Consider the following 23,363-nt stretch of genomic DNA (forward strand, 5'->3'; position numbering starts at 1 on the left):
CCGTTTTAACAATGGGAATTTTTTAGATAAGATTCCCATTTAAAAGCAGTTTTACTGACATGAGCATTCTAAAGTTTAATATCTTGTAACAAAAAATAACCTGGTTTTTATACAGGTTTCATTGTTATGGATTTTTTCTTGGCTGGGAAGGTAGTTTTCCTAACAGCAAATCTTCTAATGTAATATGATCTAAGCAGTCTGCTACTACATCCCTGATAAGCTGCCATAACGGCTTCAACAAACAACCTTTATCTTCGAGTGGACAGTATTCGTAAGCTGTCACACTAACACAGTTCATTGGGGCAAGCGGACCTTCAATATCACGGATGACGTCGCCGATACAGATCATAGCTGGTTCCGACTTTAACGTATAACCGCCATTCGATCCCCTCTTACTTTTTACGTAACCAAGGGATTTTAGAAGTAATAATATCTGCTCCAAATAATTTGCTGGAACCAGAGTTTCCAATGATATATCTTTTGTTTGAATGAGTTGAGGATGCTTTGTTCCCATTACTATAAGTGCCCTTAGCGCATATTCACCTTTGCTCGATATTTTCACCTACTGAATCCTCCCTCCTCTTTACCACTCTATTGTTAAATGCGTTAAATATACGTCCAATTTTTCATATGCCGTAACGCTTGTCCTTTTGTTTTCATACCTTATATAAAGGCGACAAAGTTAATCAAGATGGTCGTCAAGGTTATGAAGGAGGAACTTTTAATGAGTTTTCATGAAAAGATAAAGAATACGTTAGATATAGATGGATTATACGATGAACCGAACATAAAGGATATTTTGTTTCAAATACGACCGACATTTCAAGAAGTACAATCCTCCATTCCATCTCCAGAAGGATTAGAATACGGGAGAAATGTGATTTACCAAAATAATAAGTTCGAGGTAATCCTGATATATTTGCCAGCTTTTTCAAAAACCTCAGTTCATGATCATGGGAATTCCAGTGGATGGATTTATGTAGTCGATGGTCAGTTATTAAATCTCATCTATAACAAAAGCAACAACGGTGTAGAATACAAAAAAAATGAATCTTATCAGAGAGGCGACATATTTTCGGTTACAGGAGATACTACGCATGCAATGTACAATCCGGGATTCTCTTCAACGGTTACACTGCATATCTATTCACCACCTTTAGGCACAGGACAGGTGTTTAAGCCTCATGACTAACTATGGAAATCGATATTTCAACAGTTTAAAAGATGCACGCCAAGTTTGGTTAAACGGCGTTATTACTGATGTAACTACCAATCCTCATTTTGCCGGAACGCTATCTACCATTACCCAATTGTTTGACATGATGGACTCTCCGTCCGAACAGGACAAGATCAGTTTTATAGACAAAGAAAAAATGGAAAGAATTCATTCTTCATTTCTCGTCCCTCGCTCCATTAAGGATCTTTTGAAGAGAAAAAAAGCAGCTGAAACCTGGAGTTTGGCCACTTCTGGAACGATGAGCCGTCTTTCCGATTATGCGCGATCTCGATTAACTGGCTGGTATGCAAACCGGAAGATGTATGAAGAATATGACAAACATTTTTCTGGAAAAATTCAGGCGTTTTATGATTTAGCTCGCACTGAGAACCGATTTTTGACCATCGTTCAGCGTGATCCTCAGATTGACCGATCAAGTGATAAAGCCCATGATCAAGGTCTATTGCGGATTACAAAGAAAACAGATGAAGGTGTATACGTAAATGGTGGAAAGATGATCGCAACAGCAGCCCCTTATTCCAACGACTTGATTATTTTTCCTGTTGTTAAGTGGAACGAACATGAAAAGGCACTTGCATCAGTTCTAATTGTTCCTGCTGATTCAAAGGGATTACACATGATCTGCAGAGAGCCTTATGATAATTATCCCATTACAGATTATCCATTAAGCTCACGCTATGACGAGATGGATGCAGTGCTAATTTTCGATGATGTATTCATTCCTTGGGAAAGAGTTTTATTACATGACAATCCTGAGGGAGTTTGGGCATTTAAAAACGACCTTGTGGCAAACAGCTTGGCTTACCATCAAGCCATCATAAGATTGCAGATTAAGTTAGAATTTACAGCCGCACTCGGACATGCTATAGCTGAAAGCATTGGTGCCAATCAGTATCTTCATGTACAAGAAAAACTTGGTGAACTTCTGATGCAAGCTGAGACCATCAAGGCTCTGGTTATCGCCTCTGAAAGTTCAGGCAAAAAGAATGAGCAAGGAGTTTATGTACCGAATTTTTCATTCATAGAAACAGCCCGTAACTTAGGAACCGTATATTATCCGCGTGCACTGGAACTTTTACAGCTGATCGGTGCTGGTGGTTTCATCCAAATCCCATCAAGCCTGAATGATTTTGACAGCCCCATACGCTCTCAGCTTGATAAGTATTTTAGAGGCAAAGATATAGGAGCAGTTGAAAAAACAAAACTATTTAAGCTATCCTGGGATCTAATCGGCAGTTCACTAGGTTCCAGGCATGAACTATATGAACGATTTTATGCTGGGGACCCTATCCGTAATAAAGCTGGAAAGTATATGAATTACGACAAAACAATTTGGAAGTCGATGCTGGATAAATATTTGGATAAAAATAATTAAAGAATAAGCCATCATGATAAAACATTTGATACATTTTTAATGGGACTTAAAACAAAAAAACCCCTGATACCAATGGTGAACTGCACCCTATAAAATAGACAGTTTATAAAAAGGACCTTTTAAGCAGCTAGTAGATAACCTCGGAATTGTTCCGGGGTCATCTTTTTTAATCCCCATTGATAGCGTGCAGAGTTGTAATACTCCATATAATCTTCAATCTTTCCTCTTAACTCAGCCACCGTTTTGCATGTTGTGGCGTCTACTTCATCTTTGAAATGGCCGAAAAAGGATTCTATTGGTGCATTGTCTAAACAATTTCCTTTACGCGACATGGATTGAGTGAACCCCAGTTCTTTCACTCTTTTGCGATATTCAGGATGAGTATAGTGAACTCCTTGATCGGAATGCAGGAGCGCTTCAGGGTGGACGTTTCCGTCCAAGGACATTATTAAGTTATCTAGTGTTTTATATACAATTCCCATCTCTAATGAAGTAGATAGATGATAGGCCAATATTTCACGTGTTGTACCGTCTTTAACACATGACAAATAAACTTTTGTTCGATTCTCCAAGTATAAATACGTAATGTCTGTCAGTAAAACCACACCTGGTTCTTGAACGAATTTTCGGTTCAATACATTTGGACAGTTCTTATGTTTTTGAGTAGCCTTCGCCAAGCGTCTGTAAGGATTCTTTCTTCTGATAATGGATTGGATGTTAAACTTTCTTGTGAGACGAAATATCTTTTTAAGATTCATGATTACCCCATAATCATTCTCTAACTTCATCTTGATCTCACGTCCACCATCTCTTTTGTTTCTTTTATCGTATATTTGTTTAATGAGCTTATAATCCTCTTCATCACGCTGCTCGCGTTTACTACGTTTGTCTTCCGCTTTTAACCATGCGTAATAGCTTTTACGCTTAACCCCAGCAATCCCACAGAGATAGGAGACCATTCTCTTAAGTTGGAATCTCCTAATGGTTTCTTCAATTAGTTGAAATTTCTCTGATAACGTTAATGCTTGTTCTTCTTCGCCTGCCTCTCTAGTTCTTCGAGCTTTTTTAAGAAGTCATTCTCCATTTCTAGAAAGGCAATACGAGCTTCTGCTTTCTTTAATTTTTCTTCCGCCGTTAATTCCTTCGAAGAAGGACGTCCTGTGCTGCCTTTACCTCGACGCTCTGTGTAAAACACTTCGTTACCAAACTTTTCATAGGAGCGTCTCCAACGCTTTAAACACTGTTTTGGTTTTTCTGGGCCAATCATTTTAAGATCGAAACCATGTTCAAGAAATATGTCCATTGGTCCTTTTCCAGCTAGGTTCTCTTGAACAGCTTTCTCTTTAAACTCTGGTTTATAGCTGATATTCTGTTCTGAAACATGACTGACATTCGGATTGTTCTCCAGTTGTTTACGCTGAAATTCATCAAATTTAATTTTACTCATTTTCTAATCCCCGTTCTCCTCATTTGATTTGATTATAACGGGTTTATTGCAGAAGAACACAAAAAACCCGAAATAAGGGACTTTTTTATAAGTGTCCATTATTCGGGTGACAGTTCATGGCATCAGGGGTTTTGAATTTTAGTACATGCTCATATATTGTTCGCGTTCCCAAGGGTGAACTTGTGTGCGGAACATATCCCACTCGATTTCTTTTGCTTCGATGAAGTGTTCAGTCGCATGCTCACCAAGAGCTTTTGTAAGAACTTCATTTTTGCTGAATAGAACGAGCGCTTCTTTCAATGTTGCTGGAAGATCTTCAATTCCTTCAGCTTCTCTTTCGTCCTTATCCATTACATAGATATTTCGGTCTACTGGTTTTGGAGCTGCTAATTTATTCTTGATTCCATCTAAACCTGATGCAAGCAATGTTGCCATTGCTAGGTATGGGTTAGCAGTTGGGTCAACACTTCGTACTTCAATACGAGTACTGATTCCACGTGAAGCCGGAATACGAACTAATGGACTTCTGTTTTGCATAGACCAAGCTACATAACAAGGAGCTTCATAGCCAGGTACTAAACGCTTATATGAGTTCACAGTAGGATTTGTAATCGCTGTGAAGGCTTTAGCGTGCTTTAGGATACCAGCTAAGAAATGCATCGCAGTTTCACTTAATCCTGTCTCGGATTTTTCGTCATAAAATACGTTTTCTCCGTCTTTAAATAAAGACATATTAGCATGCATACCAGAACCGTTTACACCAAATAATGGTTTTGCCATGAATGTAGCGTGAAGACCATGCTTACGTGCAATTGTTTTAACAGCAAGCTTAAATGTTTGGATGTTATCACAAGTGCTCACTGCGTCTGCATATTTAAAATCAATCTCATGCTGACCAGGTGCCACTTCATGGTGAGAAGCTTCAATTTCAAAGCCCATATCTTCAAGCTCTAATACGATATCTCTTCGGCAGTTTTCACCTAGATCCGTTGGAGCGAGGTCAAAATATCCACCTTTATCATTTAATTCGAGTGTAGGCTCGCCTTTTTCATCATTTTTGAACAAGAAGAATTCTGGTTCAGGTCCAATGTTGAAATCTGAGAATCCTAAGTCTTCCATTTCTTTTAATACTCGTTTTAAGATACCGCGCGGATCTCCTTCAAAAGGATTTCCATCAGGCATGTAGATGTCACAGATCAAACGGGCAACTTTACCTTTTTCAGATGTCCATGGGAAGATAATGAAAGTATCTAGATCAGGATATAGGTTCATATCAGATTCTTCGATGCGAACAAATCCTTCAATTGATGATCCATCAAACATCATTTGATTTTCTAAAGCTTTTTCAAGCTGTCCGATTGGAATTTCAACGTTTTTAATTACACCCAACAAATCAGTGAATTGCAAACGAATAAACCTTACATTTTCTTCTTTTACCATTTTTAAAATGTCTTCTTTCGTGTACTTAGCCAAATCTTTCTCCTCCTTAAATTATAAAACGCCTATTTTTAGGCGATTGTTCACCTATTAAGTATTATTTAGTTTTATTTAGTGAAAAAACCTGGAAAGTTCTCCTTGGATCAATGACGCCTTCCCATGTCTTCCTGCTTGAAACAATTCCCGTTTTAGACGGCGATGAAGCGCAGATTCCGAAATTTCTTTAACTTCTTGAACATTTTGCTGATTTTTAAGTAATTCAGCAGCTTGTTCATTCAGTTCAAATACCTTTTTGATACCTGCCAAATTCACACCTTGTTCAAGCATTGCCTTTATTTCTAAAAGTTTATCTACATCATTGAAAGAAAATAAACGACGATTACCTTCTGTTCTTGCAGGATGAATTAATTCATGTTCTTCATAATAGCGAATCTGCCTTGCAGACAATTCTGTCAACTGCATGACGATACTAATGGGAAACAATGGTAAATTCCTGCGATTCATATCGTTCATAAGGAATATCCTCCTTTCAACTTCTTCTTATATCTTATGTCAGAAAAGCTAACATGTCAAACATAATGTTAGAAAAACTAACATGAAAATTAAAAAAGACCAATACTGGTCTTCTTAATCTGCTTCTTTTGTTATTAAACCATTAGTTAAAAGTTCATCCACTGCGGATATTACAGCAATCTTGACATGTTCGTAGGTAAGTCCGCCTTGCACAAATGCAATATAAGGTGAACGGATGGGTCCATCTGCAGTAAGTTCTATACTTGCCCCCTGAATAAATGTTCCTGCAGCCATTATGACGTCATCCTCATAGCCTGGCATATAATCAGGATAAGGAACTGCAAAAGAATTAATCGGAGACGCTTTTTGAATAGCTTGGCAGAATGTAATCATTCTCTCTTTGTCTCTAAAAATTACGGACTGGATGAGATCCGTTCTTTTCTCATGCCATGCCGGTCGCGTTTCCATGCCTAGTTCTTCCAAGTATGCAGCAGTGAAAACAGCTCCCTTTAACGCTTGTGCTGTAATATGAGGAGCTAGGAAAAAACCTTGATACATTTCTTGCAGACTATAAAGTGAAGCACCCGCTTCTCTTCCAATTCCAGGCGAAGTAAGACGATAAGAAATCCGATTAATCAACGCTTCCTTCCCTGCTATATATCCTCCTGTTTTAACGAGTCCGCCGCCAGGATTTTTGATTAATGATCCAGCAATGATATCAGCACCGACTTCAATCGGTTCCGATTGTTCAACAAATTCGCCATAACAATTATCTACAAATACGATGACATCTTCTTTGATCCCTTTTACAAAATCAATCATTTCTTTTATTTCATTTACTTTGAAAGAAGGACGATCAGCGTAGCCTTTCGATCTCTGAATACCGATCATTTTTGTCTTTTCCGTAATGGAACCCCTTATCTCTTCGTAATTGATTTCACCCTGCAGGGTTAAATCAACATGCTTATAAGAAATGTTGTAATCCTTTAATGAACCTTCTCCTGTTCCTCTGATCCCTACAATTTCTTCTAATGTATCATAAGGTTTTCCTGTGATATATAAGAGTTCATCACCAGGGCGCAGCACACCAAAAAGGGATAAAGTGATGGCATGTGTACCCGAAATAATCTGCGGTCTAACAATGGCAGCTTCAGCTTGAAAAACATCCGCATAAACCTTTTCAAGTGTGTCCCGTCCAGAATCATCATAGCCATATCCTGTTGATGGATTGAAATGATGGTCCCCAACTTGGTTTTTTTGAAATGCCTTTAATACTTTAAGCTGATTAAACTGCGCAATGGAATCGATGGTTTCATGAACTTCTTTTATTCGATCTGTTATTTTTTTTGCTGTTTTCTCTAAAATTTCTCCATTTAGGAACTGCGAATACATACTATTCTCCTTTATTGCTGATTGACTCAATAGATGTAGATGGAAGGGCATAACCCCTGCATTCATAAACCAACTTTTCTTTATCAAATTCCTGTTTGATCAGTATCGTCTCTGAACGTAATCTCGCGAGCAGTTTGCCATCATCTGCCGGTACATTAATTTGATAATAAGTAAGCTGTTTCGTTACTTCTTTTTCAATCGTATCTTTTAGTGCTGTAATATCCTCTACGGATAATGCAGAAATAGAAATAGACGGGCTTTCAGGTAAAAAGTCTGAGCTGAACTGATCTTTTTTATTGTACACCGTTAACATTGGTATATGGCTAGCCTTGAGATCACTTAAAATTCGTTTAACTGTTTGTTCATGTTGATTTCGGTCTTCATTCGAACCGTCGATCACATGAATAAGCAGATCCGCTTGAGCCGCTTCTTCTAAAGTAGATCGAAAGGCTGCGATCAACGAAGTAGGAAGATCCTGTATGAACCCTACTGTATCCGTAAGCAGCAATTGAAAACCGCTCGCTAATTTTACTTTTCTTGTTAATGGATCTAATGTAGCAAAGAGCTGATCTTCTTCATAACTGTCAGCTTCAGTCAGTTTATTGAATATCGTCGATTTACCCGCGTTCGTATAGCCGACTAATGCGGCTTGAAACGCTCCTTGATGCTTGCGTCGTTCTCTATATCTTTCTCTATGGCTCACCACTTGGTTTAGCTGCTGTTTCAACTCATGAATACGAAGTCTGATGTGGCGGCGGTCTTTTTCAAGCTTGGTTTCACCTGGACCTCTTGTCCCTATTCCACCGCCAAGTCTTGAAAGGCTTACTCCAATACCAGATAGTCTTGGCAAAAGGTATTCCAGCTGAGCGAGTTCAACCTGAAGCTTACCTTCTCGAGTTTTGGCACGCTGAGCAAATATATCAAGAATCAGTTGTGTACGGTCAATAATTCTTGCTTGAAAATACTTTGAAAGGTTGCGCACTTGTGATGGTGAGAGCTCACTGTTAAAAATTATAAGCTCTGCCTCTAACTCTTCCTCTAACGTGATCAGCTCTTCCACTTTTCCCTTACCTATAAATGTAGCGGAGTCATATCTGTCTCTTTTTTGAGAAACCACCGCACATACTGTTCCATTCGCTGTTTTTGTCAGTGATTTTAATTCTTCCATTGAATAAAAAAAACGCTCGTCGTTCTGACGCGGAAGCTGACAGCCGACGAGAATCGCTTTTTCAGAAACTGAATCATTTTGTCTTTTCAAATTCACGATCCCTGCTTTCCATAGTCTCCTTCCATCATATCAAATCAAATCCTGTTCTTCTAGCACTAGGTCATCACTTTGAATGGTCATTAGTGTTTTTTTATCTTTTCTACCATTATTTAAAAGTCTTACAGATTGTTTCCTTACCGCTTTTTCAATCATGTTTCGGATGTATCTTCCGTTTGCAAAAGAACCTTTTCCTGAGTTTCTGACTCGCTCGATATGTGTTCTTAGTTTCCACTCACAATCTCTGGTTAATACGTATTCCCTTTCAGCAAGCATCCTTTTAGTTATTTCCATAAGCTCCTCTACCGAATAATCCGGAAAAGTGATCATAACAGGAAATCTTGAAGGAAGACCGGGGTTCAGTTTTAAAAAGCGATCCATCTCTTTTGGATAGCCAGCTAAGATGAGAATAAATTCATGTTGCTGATCTTCCATCGCTTTCACTAGTGTGTCGATCGCTTCTTTTCCAAAATCCTTTTCTCCGCCCCTGCCCAAAGAGTAAGCCTCATCGATAAACAGGATGCCACCATTTGCTTTTTTTAGTAGTTCTCTTGTTTTTTGAGCTGTATGTCCAATGTACTCACCTACAAGATCCGCTCTTTCTGCTTCAATTAAATGTCCTTTAGATAATACTTTCATCTCATGAAAGAGAGTGCCAAGCTTTCTCGCAACCGTGGTTTTTCCTGTACCAGGATTCCCTTTAAATAACATATGAAGCGCTTGTTTTTCCGCTTTCATCCCCATTTCCTGACGGCATTTATTAATATGAAGCCAAGCGTAGATCTCCTTTACATGGTGCTTTAAATCATCCATTCCAACAAGTTTATTAAGATCTTGTTGAATTTTTAACAATGGGAGATGCTGCTCTTTCGCTTTATCTTTCTCTGCTGAATGGATGGCATCATTTAATTTGATCTTATCGTTTCCCTGGTTTAATACAATGTTGATCTGCCGCTGTTTTTTTATTGCGATAGGTTCGTTCAAGCGGTACCACCTCTCTTTACCAGTCAAATCAATATATGCTCGTTAGATAATACCTGTGACAAATGCCTAAATCGTTAAATGATCCACTGTTATCAATTTATGACATACCTACATTGTCTACCACAATGACAAGCCTTGTTTTTTATGAATATATAATTATCGCTACCTTTGAAGCGTTTTGTATTTTCAGACGAATGAAAATACTCTAGCATGCAATATTTTCGTGATATGTTAAATAATGAAATATTTATTCGTAAAGTTGGAAGTAGGAAACTAATTTGGAAGCTAAATTTTATAAAAGTATGATGATTATCTTAGGATTATTTTTAACCGCAGCTGGAATTAAAGTGTTAACCGTGCATTCCTTAATATTTGGTGGAACAGCAGGTGTTGCGACAATCGGCAGTATCATGTCAGATTGGTCATGGGGCGTACTATTTTTGATCGTAAATCTCCCTTTCTTCATCCTTTCTATTAAGAAGTTAGGTTGGACATTCTCATTATCAACATTTTTATGTATTTTTCTTATATCTGCGATATCTGATTTATTGGATTTTGTTCAATTCCCTTCAACCTCTCCGGTAATTGCTGCCATAGTAGCTGGATGTTTGATCGGTATTGGTGTTAGTTTCGTTTTAAATTCAGGTGCTTCACTTGGAGGCATTCATATCCTGGCTCTATACCTTGAGCAAAAATCTGATATCAACCGCGGATTATCTCTATTTGTCACTGATTTTATTATTGTTTCGTCAGCTGTTGCCATATTTGGCTTTAAAAAAGCGCTTATTTCGATCATTGCTATTACGATCGCCTCATATCTAGCTGGAAAATTAAAAACAACTAAGAAAACGGACGTTAGCCCTACTGTATATGTACCTAGTGAAACAGAGGCTATCAGAAATAACTAAAGCATTCTCCAGTCCGGAGAATGCTTCTCTTTGTTCGGTAATTTACATAATATATTTTATGTTAAATGTATATGTCTAACCCTGTCTCTTTATGCGCTTCCTTAGGAAATAATAAATTCCTTACTCATACAAATCATTGCGTCTTTGATTATTTTCTTCATGCATATCTTGCCTTCTTGTTGACTTCTTTTGTCCTTTGATTGGTTTTATTTTTCCGATTAAAACGCCCATCTCATTAAATACATCACTTTGACTTTGTTTATTACTTTGATCTGCCTTGAGACCTAACTCTTTTATTTTTTTAATTTTTTCTGGATCCGTCGTGATTGCAGCATTTCTTCCATGTGCATTCCCTTTTAGAACATTATAAACTTCTTTGCGTAAAGGATCATTTTCTTCCCCAGGAGCTGTCGGTTCTGAAGAAACAATCCCGACTAGCGTGTAATCCCCACTTACGATTACATAGGCTTTTTCTACACCGTCCACACTCTCAGCAAGTTCTACTAAATCTCTTGATTGATGGACTTCATCACTATGTTTTGCCACACGAGGGGAATCAATTTGAGAATTCGGCTTTTTCTCCGATGTATCATATTTAACTTGCTTTGTATCTAATGTTTCATCCCCAGAACCACTCTTCCCTGAACACGCACTGAGTATGGTGCATGTACATATTATGACCATTAGTAACAATTTCCGCATATTTTCATCATCCTTTTTTAAATAGTTTTGTTAGGACTCACGTGAAATATGCAAAAAATAGGGCCTTTGTTATAATGGGAAAAAGAGGTTATAGGAGGCAATTATGGAAGAGTATCCACACTTACCCGAATATGCCAAATCGTTTATCAACCATCTGCAGAACAAAGGCAGAAAAAAAAGTACAATTAAACGTTATTATTATGATCTGCAGGATTTCTTCGCCTGGCTTAGAGTAGTCAAAGACAGTGATAACATTTCTGTGATTCTACATGTAACTTCTGAACACCTGAAAGAATATTTTTTATTTCTCTCTGAACAACGACAATATAGCAAGGCGACAAGTAAACGCGTATTTACCGTAATTAAAGGTTTCTTTCAATATCTTCAATCTCAAAAACTCATCCAAGGGAATCCTTTTATAGGAATTGAAAAAGATCTCGAGGAAGATAATCAATTTCTAGAAGATGATTTTATAACGGAAGAAGAATTTCAAAAGCTGTTTAAAACACTCTCTTCTTTTGATGGCCTTACAGAAAAACAACAAAAATACAGACACCTGTTAATCAAACGAAATGAAGCCATCATATCGCTACTGTATCATTATGGGTTAACTTTGCAAGAATTGACGAACATCAAAATGAAACACGTTAATTTTATAGGACAACACTTAACGGTTACAAACGGTACTGATACTAGACAATTACCACTTACTAATTTCACGCAACAACTGTTATATACATATAAGGAAGATATCCCTGCCTCTATCCGGCCAAATTATTATTCTTCCGATCGTTTTTTTATCGCATTTGATTATCAACGAGGTACCTTTCGATTCGATTATTCGACATATGAACCAAAACCTTTAACTGTCATTGCGATCCAAAAAATGTTAAGACAAGAAATAAGGCGATCGGGGTTAAGACCTGGTTTAAGCGCACAGCATCTTAGAAGGACAGCGATTTTAAATTTTTTAGCTTCAGATAAATCAGCTGAGGAAGCTCAAGCATGGTTTGGGTTAAAATCCATTCTCACTTTGCAGCGGTATGATAACTATCTAGAACAAATTAAAAACTCCCTAAAACCTTAGCAGGTTCTTAGGGAGTATTTTTTATTCACTCATGTTTGCAGAAGATAAATCGACATTTCGGTGCGGGGTGAACGTTGAAATGGCATGCTTATATATGAGGTGCTGTTTCCCTTCTGCCTCAAATACAACCGTAAAGTTGTCAAACCCCTTTACTAAACCTTTTAGCTGAAAGCCATTCAGCAAATATACGGTCACATATATATTTTCGCGCCGTAATTGGTTTAAGTAATGATCCTGTAAATTGATTGATTGCTTCATGTGAACAGATCCTCCTCTTTGGGCATTACCTTTATACATTCTCGGAAATATCTAATTTCCCTTCCACAAAGTGACGAATTTCTTTAAATTTTTTCTCGAATGAGGATTCATCCATGAAAAACCATTGAACATCCATCTGGTTATTAAACCATGTGAACTGTCTTTTTGCGTATCTTCTTGAATTTCTCTTTAGGAGTTCAATCGATTCTTCTAACGTACTTTCACCATTTAAATAGGGAAAGAGCTCTTTATATCCAATCGCTTTTGCAGCAAGACTATTGGATATATCTTGCTTTAGCAGCCACTTTGCTTCCTCAATTAAACCTGATTCAACCATCAGATCGACACGTTCGTTTATGCGTTGAAATAATTTTTGTCGATCCATGGTTAAACCAACTAATGCTAAGTGATAAGGTGGTTCCTCTTTTCCATGCATCATTTTTTGTTCTTTAGATGGGATGCTGCCTGTTTCATAATAGATTTCAAGAGCCCTAATAACACGGTGTATATTATTAGGATGAATTTCAGCTGCTCGTTCAGGATCAATAGATTTTAGTTCTTGATGCAGTGATTCTGTTCCCTCCAGGTCAGCTTTCCTTTGAAGTTTATCCCTGATTTCACTGTTTTTATTGGCTTCAGAAAACTCGTAATGATGTGTAACCGAACGAATATAGAGGCCAGTACCTCCAACAATGATCGGAATCTTGCCTTTATTATTAATCGTAGTGATTAATTCTTTAGCTCTCTCTTGAAACTCAGCAACAGAAAATGGCTCAGTAGGATCCTTGATATCAATCATGTAATGAGGAATTCCTTCCATTTCATCTTCTGTAACTTTCGCTGTTCCTACATCTAATCCACGGTAAACCTGCATGGAATCACCGCTTATGATTTCACCGTTAATCGCTTTAGCAAGTTCGATACTTGTCTTTGTCTTTCCAACAGCTGTTGGTCCTACTATAACAACTAGTTTTTCTTTCATGTTTCGCTCCTACATGACCCGTTTGAACATTTTCTCGAGTTCATACGTTGATAGATGAATGGTTATCGGTCTGCCATGAGGACAAGTATAAGGGTCTTCAGATTCTCGCAAAGTTTCCAATAAAGCGAATATCTCATCGTTTCTCAAATGATGGTTTGCTTTTATCGAACCTTTACACGACATCATGATGGCAGCTTCTTCTCTTAATTTTTCAATATCAATCTTTCTGTGATCCAGTACTTGCTGAATAATATCCATGATGGTTTCTTTTTCATAGCCTTTTGGAAACCATTGTGGATGTTCTCTTACAATAAAGGTATTTTGTCCAAATGGTTCTAAAAACAGCCCGACTTGACTTAAGAATTCCAAATGGTCATGAATAAATGCAGCCTCATTTGTTGTGTATTCAAAGGTGTAAGGAACCGTTAAAAGCTGCAATTCACGCTCGACCATCCCAACTTTTTCTCTAAAATACTCATACTTAATTCTTTCCTGTGCAGCATGTTGGTCGATTAAATATAATCCATTTTCGTTTTGTGCGAGTATATAGGTCCCGTGCATCTGTCCGATCGGATAAAGAACAGGTAATTTCTCTTGGTTGTTTGATTGTGGTTGTGATTCAGATTCTATCGATTTTTCCTCTCTTTCTTCAACAACTTTTTCTAAGGCAGTATCCGGAAAAGTATCCATTATCCCATTTACTTGAACAGTTTCCTGAATGCCCACTGCTTGATGATCTGAAAGGGTAGTTTGATGTTCAAAAGTATCCGGTACACGATAGGGTTCAATGTACTGTTTCTTTTGAGTATATTCAAATGAAAAGGAAGACTGCCTACCGGTCTCTTTCTGTTTCTTTTCTTTCTTCGGGATGTGCACTTCTGGAATGAGCTGAACAGCTTTAATAACTTTTCTAAGTTCATTTTCTACCAAATGTACAAGTTCCGTTTCTTTACTAAGTCTTGCTTCATGTTTTGATGGATGGACGTTTACATCAATGATCGTCGGGTCCATTTTGACAGAAAGAACAGCGATTGGGAACCTTCCAATCGGCAAAAATGTATGATAAGCATTTTGAACGGCTTTTGAAAGTGCATAATTCTTAATATATCTTCCGTTCATAAACAATGAGATATATTGTCTAGATGCCCTGTTCGTTTCAGGCTTGGATATATAACCTGTAACTTCATAATCAAGTGATGAAAATGAGACAGGAAGCATATTCTTTGCTGTCTGAATACCATAAACGGCTGCGATGATTTGCTGCACGTTTCCATTGCCGGATGTTTGAAGCAATTCTTTTCCGTTATGCTTTAACCGAAAAGAAACATTTGGATTTGCCAATGCCAGTCTGTTAACAAGGTCGGTGATAGTCCCTAATTCCGTTTGAATGGTTTTCACATGTTTTAAACGAGCAGGTGTATTGTAAAAAAGGTTACGCACTGTCAGATCCGTTCCTTTTCTGCTGTTCGTCTGCTGCTGTTTTTTAATTATCCCGTTTTCAATAAATAAGTAGGTACCAGGACGATCACCTGTAGAAGACTTCAACTCGACTTGAGAAACGGAAGCGATACTCGGCAGAGCCTCTCCACGAAAACCCATCGTACGTATCTGGATAAGGTCATGTTCACTCTTAATCTTGCTAGTCGCATGACGATTAAAAGCTAGAACACAGTCATCTTCCTCAATCCCGTCACCGTTATCGAGAACCCGAATGAGCGACAAGCCACCTTCTTCTATTTCGATCTCAATTCTAGATGCATTTGCATCAATTGAATTCTCAACAAGTTCTTTTACAACAGAGGCTGGGCGCTCTACAACTTCTCCAGCAGCAATCTTATTTGATAAATGTTCATCAAGCTGTACAATTTTGCCCATCTTCCTTGCCTCCTTATTATTTCAATTTGGTCTGCAGTTTATATAAAGCATTCATCGCCTCAAGCGGTGTCATTTCAATGACATTCAATGCTTTTAAGTCTTTTAAAACGTCGGTTTCCTTTGAATCTCTTTTTTGAGATACCGTGTGGTTTTCAGCAAATAAACTCAACTGGCTTTCTTGTACTTCTTCTTTTGTTGCAGAAACTTCCTGAACAGGAAGCGCTTCGTTCTTTTCCTGTTTTTCATAAGTCTTAAGGATGGTTTTAGCTCTTTGTATCACATCCTGTGGGAGATCCGCTAGTTCTGCCACTTGTATCCCAAAACTCTTATCCGCTTGTCCATCAATAACTTTATGCAAAAATACAAGACTTCCATTTTCCTCAACAGCACTTACAAAAACATTCTTTAAGGAAGGAAGCGAATTCTCAAGAACCGTGAGTTCATGATAATGAGTAGAAAAGAGCGTCTTAGCTTGAATTCTTTCATGAATGAATTCAATGATCGACTGCGCAAGTGCCATGCCATCATACGTTGAAGTCCCTCGTCCAATTTCATCGAGAAGGATCAAACTATTTTTGGTTGCACTGGTAAGCGCAAAGTTTGTTTCAAGCATCTCTACCATAAACGTACTCTGTCCGCCTACTAAATCATCGGCTGCTCCAATCCTTGTAAAGATCTGATCGAACATCGGAATTTCCGCTTGTTCTGCTGGAACAAAACAGCCGATCTGCATCATAATGGCTGTCAAAGCCAGCTGGCGCATATACGTACTTTTACCCGCCATGTTAGGTCCTGTGATCAAGAGCATATTTCTTTCATCATTTAAGAAAATATCGTTTGGCACATACTCCTGCGCATCCATCACTTTTTCTACAACAGGGTGACGCCCACCAAGAATATTGACTCTTCCGTCTTCTGAAACGGACGGTTTCACGTAACGGTACTGCTCACTGATCGCAGCAAACGATTGAATAACGTCTAATTCCGAAATCGCAGCAGCAAGTTGCTGAAGGCCAGGAATATATTGCGTTACATGTTCTCTTACTTCTAAGAACAACGTGTACTCAAGACCTGATATTTTCTCTTCAGCTTCTAGAATAATCCGCTCTTTTTCTTTCAGTTCCGGAGTTACATACCTTTCTGCATTCGCAAGAGTCTGTTTTCTTTCATACCGCTCAGTGGGTACCATCGATAGGTTCGATTTTGTAACTTCGATATAATAACCGAATATTTTATTGAACCCTATTTTTAAGGATTTAATTCCAGTCGCCACTTTTTCTTGCTGTTCTAATGCCGCGATCCACGCTTTTCCGTTCATACTTGCATCTTTATATTCATCCAGCTGTTCATTATAGCCATTTTTAATGATTCCGCCTTCTTTAATTTGAACGGGGGCATCATCGTGTATGGCCGAATCTAAATATTGAGCCAACTCCCTATGATCCTTCATCTTTTCGTAGATTTCTGATGCATATTCGCCAGGAATTTGACTGATTTTTTCTTTAAGTACTGGAACGCTTAATAGTGATCGCTTTAACTGAACCAAATCTCTTGGACTAGCATTTCCATAAGAAATTTTAGCGATCAACCGTTCCATGTCATAAACAGACTTCAGCTGTTCTTTCATTTCTTCTCGAATAAAAAATTCATTAATAAGAGCTTCAACCAGCTGTAATCGTTTCTCGATCGTTTTCTTTACGAATAATGGTTCCTCGATCCATTGTTTAAGTTTTCTTGCTCCCATTGCTGTCATCGTAGAATCTAACAACCATAAAAGTGAACCTTTTTTTCCTTTTCCACGAATGGACTCCGTTAGCTCCAGGTTTCGTTTTGAAAATGCATCGAGTTTCATGCGCAGGTTATTCTGTTGGAACTCCACTGGCATTAGATGTTCAAAGGAGCGCTTTTGTGTGTAATTTAAATAATGAAACAGTCTTCCAGCTGCTTTTAATAATGAAGGGTGCGAAATAGCTTTCGTTAGATGCAGAAATCGTTCTTCTATGGAATCCTCATTCTGAATGGAAACAGATGCCTGTCCGTTGAGCGAAACCTTTTCATTCCACTCAGCATGTAACTCCGCATCTCCCACAATCTCTTTAACACCCTGGCTCAAAAGTAATTGAATGAATGCCTGTTGTTTACCGCTGTATGTATACCCTTTTAGTTCACCAGTTGATAAGTCACAACGAATGTAAGCAAATGAATCGTTTTCTCTTTCGATGGAAACGAGATAATTATTTTCTCTGTCTTGTAATAAATGATCATCTATAACCGTTCCTGGCGTAATGATCTGAATAACTTCTCTCTTTACAACACCGACCGCCTGCTTCGGATCTTCCACTTGTTCACAGATGGCTACTTTATAGCCGTTCTCAACTAGTGTTTTTATATACCCTGCAGAAGAATGATAAGGCACTCCGCACATCGGAATGCGATCCTGGCTTCCTCCGTCTCTGCTCGTTAATGTAATCTCTAAAATTTGAGATGCACGTACTGCATCTTCAAAGAACATTTCATAAAAATCGCCTAAACGAAAAAATAAAAAGGCATCTTGGTGAGCTGCCTTAATCGATAAGTATTGTTGTATCATTGGAGTATATTGCGCCATAATTTCACCTTTTTTCATAACGTTTCGATGTTGCTATTATATCATAAGTACCCATTTAATTTCGTTTTCTGATACATGAAAAAAACGGGAAGAATTCTCCCCGCTTCTTGTTATTCTTCTAGATCGCCAATCAGAAAATTCGGGTCAAGGTCTTCGAAGTTTTCGTCATCAACATCATATTCCCAGTCTCTTGTATGCTCATCGTCAAACCCATCCGGGTTCACATACACACAAACCTTTGTTTCACCAATAATTTCACACACAAACTCTCTTTCTACTTGAACAATGACTTTATTGCCGTTTGGAGAAATGGTAGCTTCAAGTGTATTTGGTTCTTGCAAGGCACGGCAAGTAACTTCATACTGATTCCCTAAAGCGTGTTTATCTCTTACACTCAAATCCACTTTATCATTGAAATGAATAGTTTCCGTTACGACTTCTGTTCTCGTATTGTCATTATATGAATACCAAACGTTAATATCATAGCTGCCTTCTACTTCAACACATTCACCATTTCTTTTTGGCTTATAAGCGTGATTGATAATCCAGCATCCTAGGATACTGCTGGGACGATGAGCTGGTGTAATCGTATGAGTCGCTTGAGAAAACTTTCTGCCTTTCCCGCATACCGCTTTTGTAATAATTTCTCTGTACGTCAGCTCTTGATCAACGTGTCTAGCCATAGATGAATCCCTCCTATTTCCGCTATCCCTTTATTTTATGCAGGGCAAATGCCTATTGTGCCAATTAAAATGAAATTCAGCTATAAGACTATGCAGGGAGGCTTTCTCTATGAACAATGTTAAAAAGTAAATTTAATGTACGGTACGTGAAATTTCGTATAGGAAGGATAATAAAAATACGATGCCCTTTAAGGGCATCGTGTCTTAAATCATTTTCTTTTAGTGGCATCCACAACCGCCGGGTGAACATCCTTCTTGGGACCCAGTAGTTCCTTTAAGAAGATCACCGCCAGTGGATTCAATAATCTCATCCGTTACTTTGTTTGAAATTGTATGAGAAACCATTTGAAGAATATCATTCACATCATTTTGTGATTGTTTAAACTCCTGAACAACAGGGATGCTGTCAAGTTCAGCCATGAGCGAATCGATCTTTTCTTCTACTTCTCTAGAAGCTTCATGTTTTTGGTAGTGTTGAAGATTAACTGCTTGTTTCTGCAAGTTCTTAATCTGACCCATCAACTTAGCAACATTAGCATTCGAATTGATCTGAGCTTCAGCTTTCTTGAAAAACTCCACTTCTTCAGTCGTCGCGATCATTTTAGCAAGTTCTTTCGCTTTTCCTAAAATTTCTTCCTTCGTATAAGTTGCCATTAGCTTACCACCTCTGATTTTTCTACAACCAATTCCCCGCCAAGGTTCCATGTCTTAGCGTCAGTAATCTTAACGTTTACAATCTCACCGATCAAGTGTTTAGGAGCTTTAAAGTTTACTACCTTGTTCGAACCAGTATGGCCGGTCAGCACATCCGGATTCTTTTTACTTTCTCCCTCGACGAGTACTTCTACGACTTTACCAATGTAAGCCTGATTTTTGCGAAGCGAAATGTCATTTAACACACTGTTTAAACGCTGAAGACGCTCACGCTTAACCTCCATAGGCACATTGTCTTTCATTTTAGCAGCCGGAGTACCTTCTCGAGGTGAGTAGATAAACGTATACGCTGCATCATACTCTACTTCTTTAACGAGCGAGATCGTATCTTCAAATTGTTCGTCTGTTTCATTAGGGAAACCAACAATAATATCTGTTGTCAATGCAGCATTTGGCATGACATCTTTGATTTTTCTAACAAGTTCCATATAGTGCTCTCTCGTATATTTTCGAGCCATTAACTTCAAGATATCACTATTCCCATGCTGAACAGGAAGGTGGATATGATCAACAATGTTACCGCCTTTTGCAAGCACTTCGATCAAACGGTCATCAAAATCGCGTGGATGACTCGTTGTAAACCGCAGTCTTGGAATATCAATCTTACGGATCTCGTCCATAAGATCGCCAAGACCATAATTCAGATCTTTAAAATCCTTCCCGTAAGCATTTACATTTTGACCTAGCAAAGTAACTTCCTTGTAGCCTTCCCTCGCAAGTTGTCTTACTTCTTCAATTATATCTTGAGGATGTCTGCTGCGTTCTTTTCCTCGAGTATAAGGGACAATACAATACGTACAGAACTTGTCACATCCGTACATGATGTTAACCCAGCCTTTTACATTACCCTTACGTTTTCTTGGAAGGTTCTCTACAATGTCGCCCTCTTTAGACCAAACCTCTACGACCATCTCTTTAGAAAATAATGCATTTTCGATGATTTGAGGAAGACGGTGAATATTATGCGTACCAAAGATCATATCAACTTGAGGATAAGTGGATAGAATTCGGTTTACAACTGATTCTTCCTGAGACATACATCCACATACACCTAACAGCAAGTTCGGATTGTTTGCTTTCGTATGCTTGAGATGTCCGAGTTCACCAAACACTTTATTCTCGGCATTTTCTCGTATCGCACATGTATTTAATAAAATGACATCTGCATCTTCTGTAGAATCGGTAACTTCATAACCCATCTCATTAAGAATACCAGCCATAACCTCAGTATCGTGTTCGTTCATCTGGCACCCATAAGTACGGATGTAAAACTTCTTTCCAACACCTATATCTTTTAAATTCTCAGGAATCGTGAAATCCTTTAAAATTTGTGTCTGCTCTTTACCACGCTTTTTTGCGTCTTTAAGTGAAGGCGGAGTATAAGTTGTTTGAAAATATTGAGAGTAGTCTCTATTTGTATTTGCGACCTTTGTTTTTGTGTCTTTTGTATCCAAGACATTTCACTCCTAACTGCCTTTGATGCACATTGTTGCTACTACTTTTTAAAACATGTATTAACTGTAACATTATATCAAATAATTGGTTTTATTTAAACGTGAAATCCCGATTGTTTACATAATGTAATTATGGTAATCTTTTTTGTTTGCACAAACAAAAAAGAAGGATTCCTCCTTCTTTTTATCATGACTTTAAATAATCCCTAGTTCTTTTCCTGCTTTTTTGAACGCTTCAAGCGCCGTTTGCAATTCTTCTTTTGTATGCTGAGCCGTTACGATCGTTCTCACGCGAGCTTTCCCTTTTGCAACAGTTGGGAATGCGATCCCCTGAGCGAAAACACCATACTTTAATAATGTATCTGAAAGCTTGTGAGCTAAGGCATCTTCACCTACAAGAACAGGAGTGATAGGTGTTTCACTTACACCTGTATCGAATCCTAATTCCTTTAGGCCAGCTTTAAAGAATTTTGTATTTTCCCATAAACGTTCCATATGTTCTGGCTCTTCTTCCAACACATCAATAGCCGCAGAACTTGCCGCGATAACTGCAGGCGGATGAGAAGTACTGAATAGAAATGGACGGCCTTTATGTATCAGATAGTCTCTAAGTGTTTGAGTACTTGCGATATAACCGCCAAGAACACCAATAGCTTTACTTAAAGTACCTACTTGGATGTGGACACGGCCGTTTAGATTAAAGTGATCGATCGTTCCTCGACCATTTGTTCCAAGAACTCCGCTCGCATGTGCATCATCAACCATCACGAGAGCATCATACTTTTCAGCAAGCTCTACAATTCCTGGAAGAGGTGCAATATTTCCGTCCATTGAGAATACACCGTCTGTAACAACGATTCGTTTTCGATAATCCTGAGTTTCTTTTAATGCTGCTTCAAGATCTTCTAAATCAACATGCTTATAGATTCTTCTTTTCGCTTTTGTTAAACGGATCCCGTCTATAATAGATGCGTGGTTTAATTCATCGGAGATAACAACATCCTGATCAGTCAGGATCGCTGAAAGGATACCTTGGTTTGTTGAAAAACCGGATTGGAATACAAGGCATGCTTCTGTATGTTTAAATTCCGCAAGCTTCTTTTCAAATTCTTCATGCATAGAAAGTGTACCTGCAATCGTACGAACAGAACCTGTACCAACACCAAATTTCTCAACCGCTTCTAAGGCTGCTTGCTTCATTTTCGGATGGCTGGTTAATCCTAAGTAGTTGTTCGAAGAAAGCTGAATCACTTCCTTGCCGTTGATTACAACTTTAGAGCCTTGTTCAGATTCAAGAGGGACAAGCCTTCTAAACGTCCCCTCTTCTTTCATATGGTCTAATTCTTCTTGTATATATTCAAAACCTTTCATCACATTCAAGCCCCTTTCTAAGGAATTAGAACTACTTTTCCGCAATTACCTTTTATCATTAAATCAAAACCTTCCTCAAACTGCTCCATTGGAAGAGTGTGAGTAATGATTGTTTCAGGATGCATGTTTCCAGATTGTAATAGGCCAGAAACTTGCTGCCATGTTTCATACATCTTTCTGCCAGTAATCCCTTGTACGGTAATCCCCTTGAAGACAACATCATTCGTAAGATCAATCTCAACGGGTTTGACAGGCAAACTTAAAATGGAAACTCGTCCACCGTTCGTCACCATTTTAAAACCTTGGTTGATCGCTATAGGATGTCCGCTCATCTCACAGACAACATCTACACCATTTCCGTCTGTAAGCTCCATTACTTTTGCAACGGGATCGTCACCCTTTGGATTGATTACAGTTGTAGCACCAATCTTTTTGGCTAAATCCAGACGGTATTCGTTAAGATCTAGTGCGATTACTTGGCTTGCACCTGCAGCTTTAGCAACGTTAACCGCCATGATTCCAATCGGTCCGCAACCGATCACAGCAACCGTTTTACCTGCTACATCACCAGCGAGTACGGTATGAACGGCATTTCCCATCGGTTCTTGAATAGAACCATGTTCAAACGGCATATCCGGATCATTCTTCCAGATATTCTCAGCAGGCATGGCTACATATTCCGCAAAACAGCCATGAGTATCTACGCCTATAATCTTCGTGTTCTTGCAAATATGGAATTGTCCTTTTAAACATTGTGGACATGAATGACAAACAATATGAGTCTCCGCTGAAACAGTATCTCCCACTTTAACATTCTTTACAGAGCTTCCTACTTCTTCAACTACTCCAGAAAATTCGTGTCCAAAAACATAAGGTGTTTTAACACGGCTTTGAGACCACTCATCCCAAGTGTATATATGGACATCTGTCCCGCAGATGGAAGTTGCTTTTACCTTGATCAATACTTCATCATCTTTAATTTGAGGTATATCTACTGTTTCTAATCGAGCGCCGTATCCCGCATGGTGCTTAACGATTGCTTTCATTTTCCCTTCCAAACTGAACACTCCTC

General features: G+C 38.4%; 21 protein-coding genes. 4 read left to right on the plus strand and 17 right to left on the minus strand.

Going from position 1 to position 23,363, the window contains the following annotated elements:
* Positions 1–124 precede the first annotated feature (124 nt).
* Complete coding sequence (locus tag M3206_RS01760) at positions 125–562, minus strand: RrF2 family transcriptional regulator (protein WP_251310789.1); 438 nt, start codon at positions 560–562, stop codon at positions 125–127.
* Between the two features lie 162 nt (positions 563–724).
* Between M3206_RS01760 and M3206_RS01765 the strand changes: the two genes are divergently transcribed.
* Together M3206_RS01765 and M3206_RS01770 are read left to right on the plus strand one after the other, a co-directional pair.
* The gene (locus M3206_RS01765; protein WP_251310790.1) at positions 725–1,192 is read left to right on the plus strand and encodes a cysteine dioxygenase; all 468 of its coding nucleotides are present in this window, start codon (positions 725–727) and stop codon (positions 1,190–1,192) included.
* Positions 1,185–2,612 carry a 4-hydroxyphenylacetate 3-hydroxylase family protein gene (locus tag M3206_RS01770; RefSeq protein ID WP_251310791.1) on the plus strand — a complete coding sequence of 476 codons (1,428 nt, stop codon included), beginning with the start codon at positions 1,185–1,187 and terminating at the stop codon, positions 2,610–2,612. Before M3206_RS01765 ends, M3206_RS01770 begins: the two co-directional genes overlap by 8 nt.
* A 119-nt stretch (positions 2,613–2,731) precedes the next feature.
* Here M3206_RS01770 and M3206_RS01775 read toward each other — a convergent pair.
* The 6 genes from M3206_RS01775 to spoVK all read right to left on the minus strand — a co-directional run bounded on the left by M3206_RS01775 (position 2,732) and on the right by spoVK (position 9,649).
* Positions 2,732–4,059, minus strand: a protein-coding gene (locus M3206_RS01775) for an IS3 family transposase (RefSeq protein ID WP_251310792.1) whose coding sequence is annotated in 2 segments (ribosomal slippage) — positions 2,732–3,687 and positions 3,687–4,059 — 1,329 coding nt in all. Because the reading frame shifts where the segments join, the coding sequence is not laid out codon by codon here.
* A gap of 138 nt (positions 4,060–4,197) precedes the next feature.
* Positions 4,198–5,532, minus strand: coding sequence for a type I glutamate--ammonia ligase (gene glnA, locus M3206_RS01780; RefSeq protein WP_251310793.1), 1,335 nt, complete (start codon positions 5,530–5,532; stop codon positions 4,198–4,200).
* A gap of 75 nt (positions 5,533–5,607) precedes the next feature.
* Entirely contained in the window at positions 5,608–6,009 is a 402-nt protein-coding gene (locus M3206_RS01785) for a MerR family transcriptional regulator (protein WP_251310794.1), read from the minus strand.
* A gap of 114 nt (positions 6,010–6,123) precedes the next feature.
* Positions 6,124–7,401: an aminotransferase class I/II-fold pyridoxal phosphate-dependent enzyme gene (locus tag M3206_RS01790; RefSeq protein WP_251310795.1), complete on the minus strand. Its 1,278-nt coding sequence runs from the start codon at positions 7,399–7,401 to the stop codon at positions 6,124–6,126.
* Between the two features lies 1 nt (position 7,402).
* Entirely contained in the window at positions 7,403–8,659 is a 1,257-nt protein-coding gene (hflX, locus tag M3206_RS01795) for a GTPase HflX (protein ID WP_251310796.1), read from the minus strand.
* Positions 8,660–8,698: 39 nt separating this feature from the next.
* On the minus strand, positions 8,699–9,649 hold the full coding sequence (spoVK, locus tag M3206_RS01800; protein ID WP_251310797.1) for a stage V sporulation protein K: 951 nt from the start codon (positions 9,647–9,649) through the stop codon (positions 8,699–8,701).
* A gap of 278 nt (positions 9,650–9,927) precedes the next feature.
* Between spoVK and M3206_RS01805 the strand changes: the two genes are divergently transcribed.
* Positions 9,928–10,557 (plus strand): YitT family protein, encoded by a 630-nt coding sequence (locus M3206_RS01805; RefSeq protein ID WP_251310798.1) that lies wholly within the window; start codon positions 9,928–9,930, stop codon positions 10,555–10,557.
* Positions 10,558–10,677: 120 nt separating this feature from the next.
* Here M3206_RS01805 and M3206_RS01810 read toward each other — a convergent pair whose 3' ends face one another.
* Complete coding sequence (locus M3206_RS01810; protein ID WP_251310799.1) at positions 10,678–11,259, minus strand: YhcN/YlaJ family sporulation lipoprotein; 582 nt, start codon at positions 11,257–11,259, stop codon at positions 10,678–10,680.
* Positions 11,260–11,362: 103 nt separating this feature from the next.
* Here M3206_RS01810 and M3206_RS01815 point away from each other — a divergent pair, with 103 nt between their 5' ends.
* Positions 11,363–12,346: a tyrosine-type recombinase/integrase gene (locus M3206_RS01815; RefSeq protein ID WP_251310800.1), complete on the plus strand. Its 984-nt coding sequence runs from the start codon at positions 11,363–11,365 to the stop codon at positions 12,344–12,346.
* Between the two features lie 21 nt (positions 12,347–12,367).
* Here M3206_RS01815 and hfq read toward each other — a convergent pair whose 3' ends face one another.
* The 9 genes from hfq to tdh all read right to left on the minus strand — a co-directional run bounded on the left by hfq (position 12,368) and on the right by tdh (position 23,349).
* On the minus strand, positions 12,368–12,604 hold the full coding sequence (gene hfq / locus M3206_RS01820; protein ID WP_251310801.1) for an RNA chaperone Hfq: 237 nt from the start codon (positions 12,602–12,604) through the stop codon (positions 12,368–12,370).
* Between the two features lie 31 nt (positions 12,605–12,635).
* A complete protein-coding gene (gene miaA / locus M3206_RS01825; protein ID WP_251310802.1) occupies positions 12,636–13,586 on the minus strand; it encodes a tRNA (adenosine(37)-N6)-dimethylallyltransferase MiaA in 951 nt (316 codons plus the stop codon).
* A gap of 9 nt (positions 13,587–13,595) precedes the next feature.
* Positions 13,596–15,461 (minus strand): DNA mismatch repair endonuclease MutL, encoded by a 1,866-nt coding sequence (gene mutL / locus M3206_RS01830; RefSeq protein ID WP_251310803.1) that lies wholly within the window; start codon positions 15,459–15,461, stop codon positions 13,596–13,598.
* A 16-nt stretch (positions 15,462–15,477) separates the two neighbouring features.
* Positions 15,478–18,069: a DNA mismatch repair protein MutS gene (mutS, locus tag M3206_RS01835; RefSeq protein ID WP_251310804.1), complete on the minus strand. Its 2,592-nt coding sequence runs from the start codon at positions 18,067–18,069 to the stop codon at positions 15,478–15,480.
* Between the two features lie 110 nt (positions 18,070–18,179).
* Positions 18,180–18,752 (minus strand): outer spore coat protein CotE, encoded by a 573-nt coding sequence (gene cotE, locus M3206_RS01840; protein ID WP_251310805.1) that lies wholly within the window; start codon positions 18,750–18,752, stop codon positions 18,180–18,182.
* A gap of 219 nt (positions 18,753–18,971) precedes the next feature.
* The gene (locus M3206_RS01845) at positions 18,972–19,406 is read right to left on the minus strand and encodes a RicAFT regulatory complex protein RicA family protein (protein WP_251310806.1); all 435 of its coding nucleotides are present in this window, start codon (positions 19,404–19,406) and stop codon (positions 18,972–18,974) included.
* Positions 19,406–20,920: a tRNA (N6-isopentenyl adenosine(37)-C2)-methylthiotransferase MiaB gene (miaB, locus tag M3206_RS01850; protein ID WP_251310807.1), complete on the minus strand. Its 1,515-nt coding sequence runs from the start codon at positions 20,918–20,920 to the stop codon at positions 19,406–19,408. Before miaB ends, M3206_RS01845 begins: the two co-directional genes overlap by 1 nt.
* 195 nt (positions 20,921–21,115) lie before the next feature.
* Positions 21,116–22,291 (minus strand): glycine C-acetyltransferase, encoded by a 1,176-nt coding sequence (locus M3206_RS01855; RefSeq protein WP_251310808.1) that lies wholly within the window; start codon positions 22,289–22,291, stop codon positions 21,116–21,118.
* A gap of 17 nt (positions 22,292–22,308) precedes the next feature.
* The gene (tdh, locus tag M3206_RS01860; protein ID WP_251310809.1) at positions 22,309–23,349 is read right to left on the minus strand and encodes an L-threonine 3-dehydrogenase; all 1,041 of its coding nucleotides are present in this window, start codon (positions 23,347–23,349) and stop codon (positions 22,309–22,311) included.
* Positions 23,350–23,363: the final 14 nt, after the last annotated feature.

It is taken from the genome of Fictibacillus phosphorivorans (assembly GCF_023715845.1).
Lineage (GTDB): Bacteria > Bacillota > Bacilli > Bacillales > Fictibacillaceae > Fictibacillus > Fictibacillus phosphorivorans_D.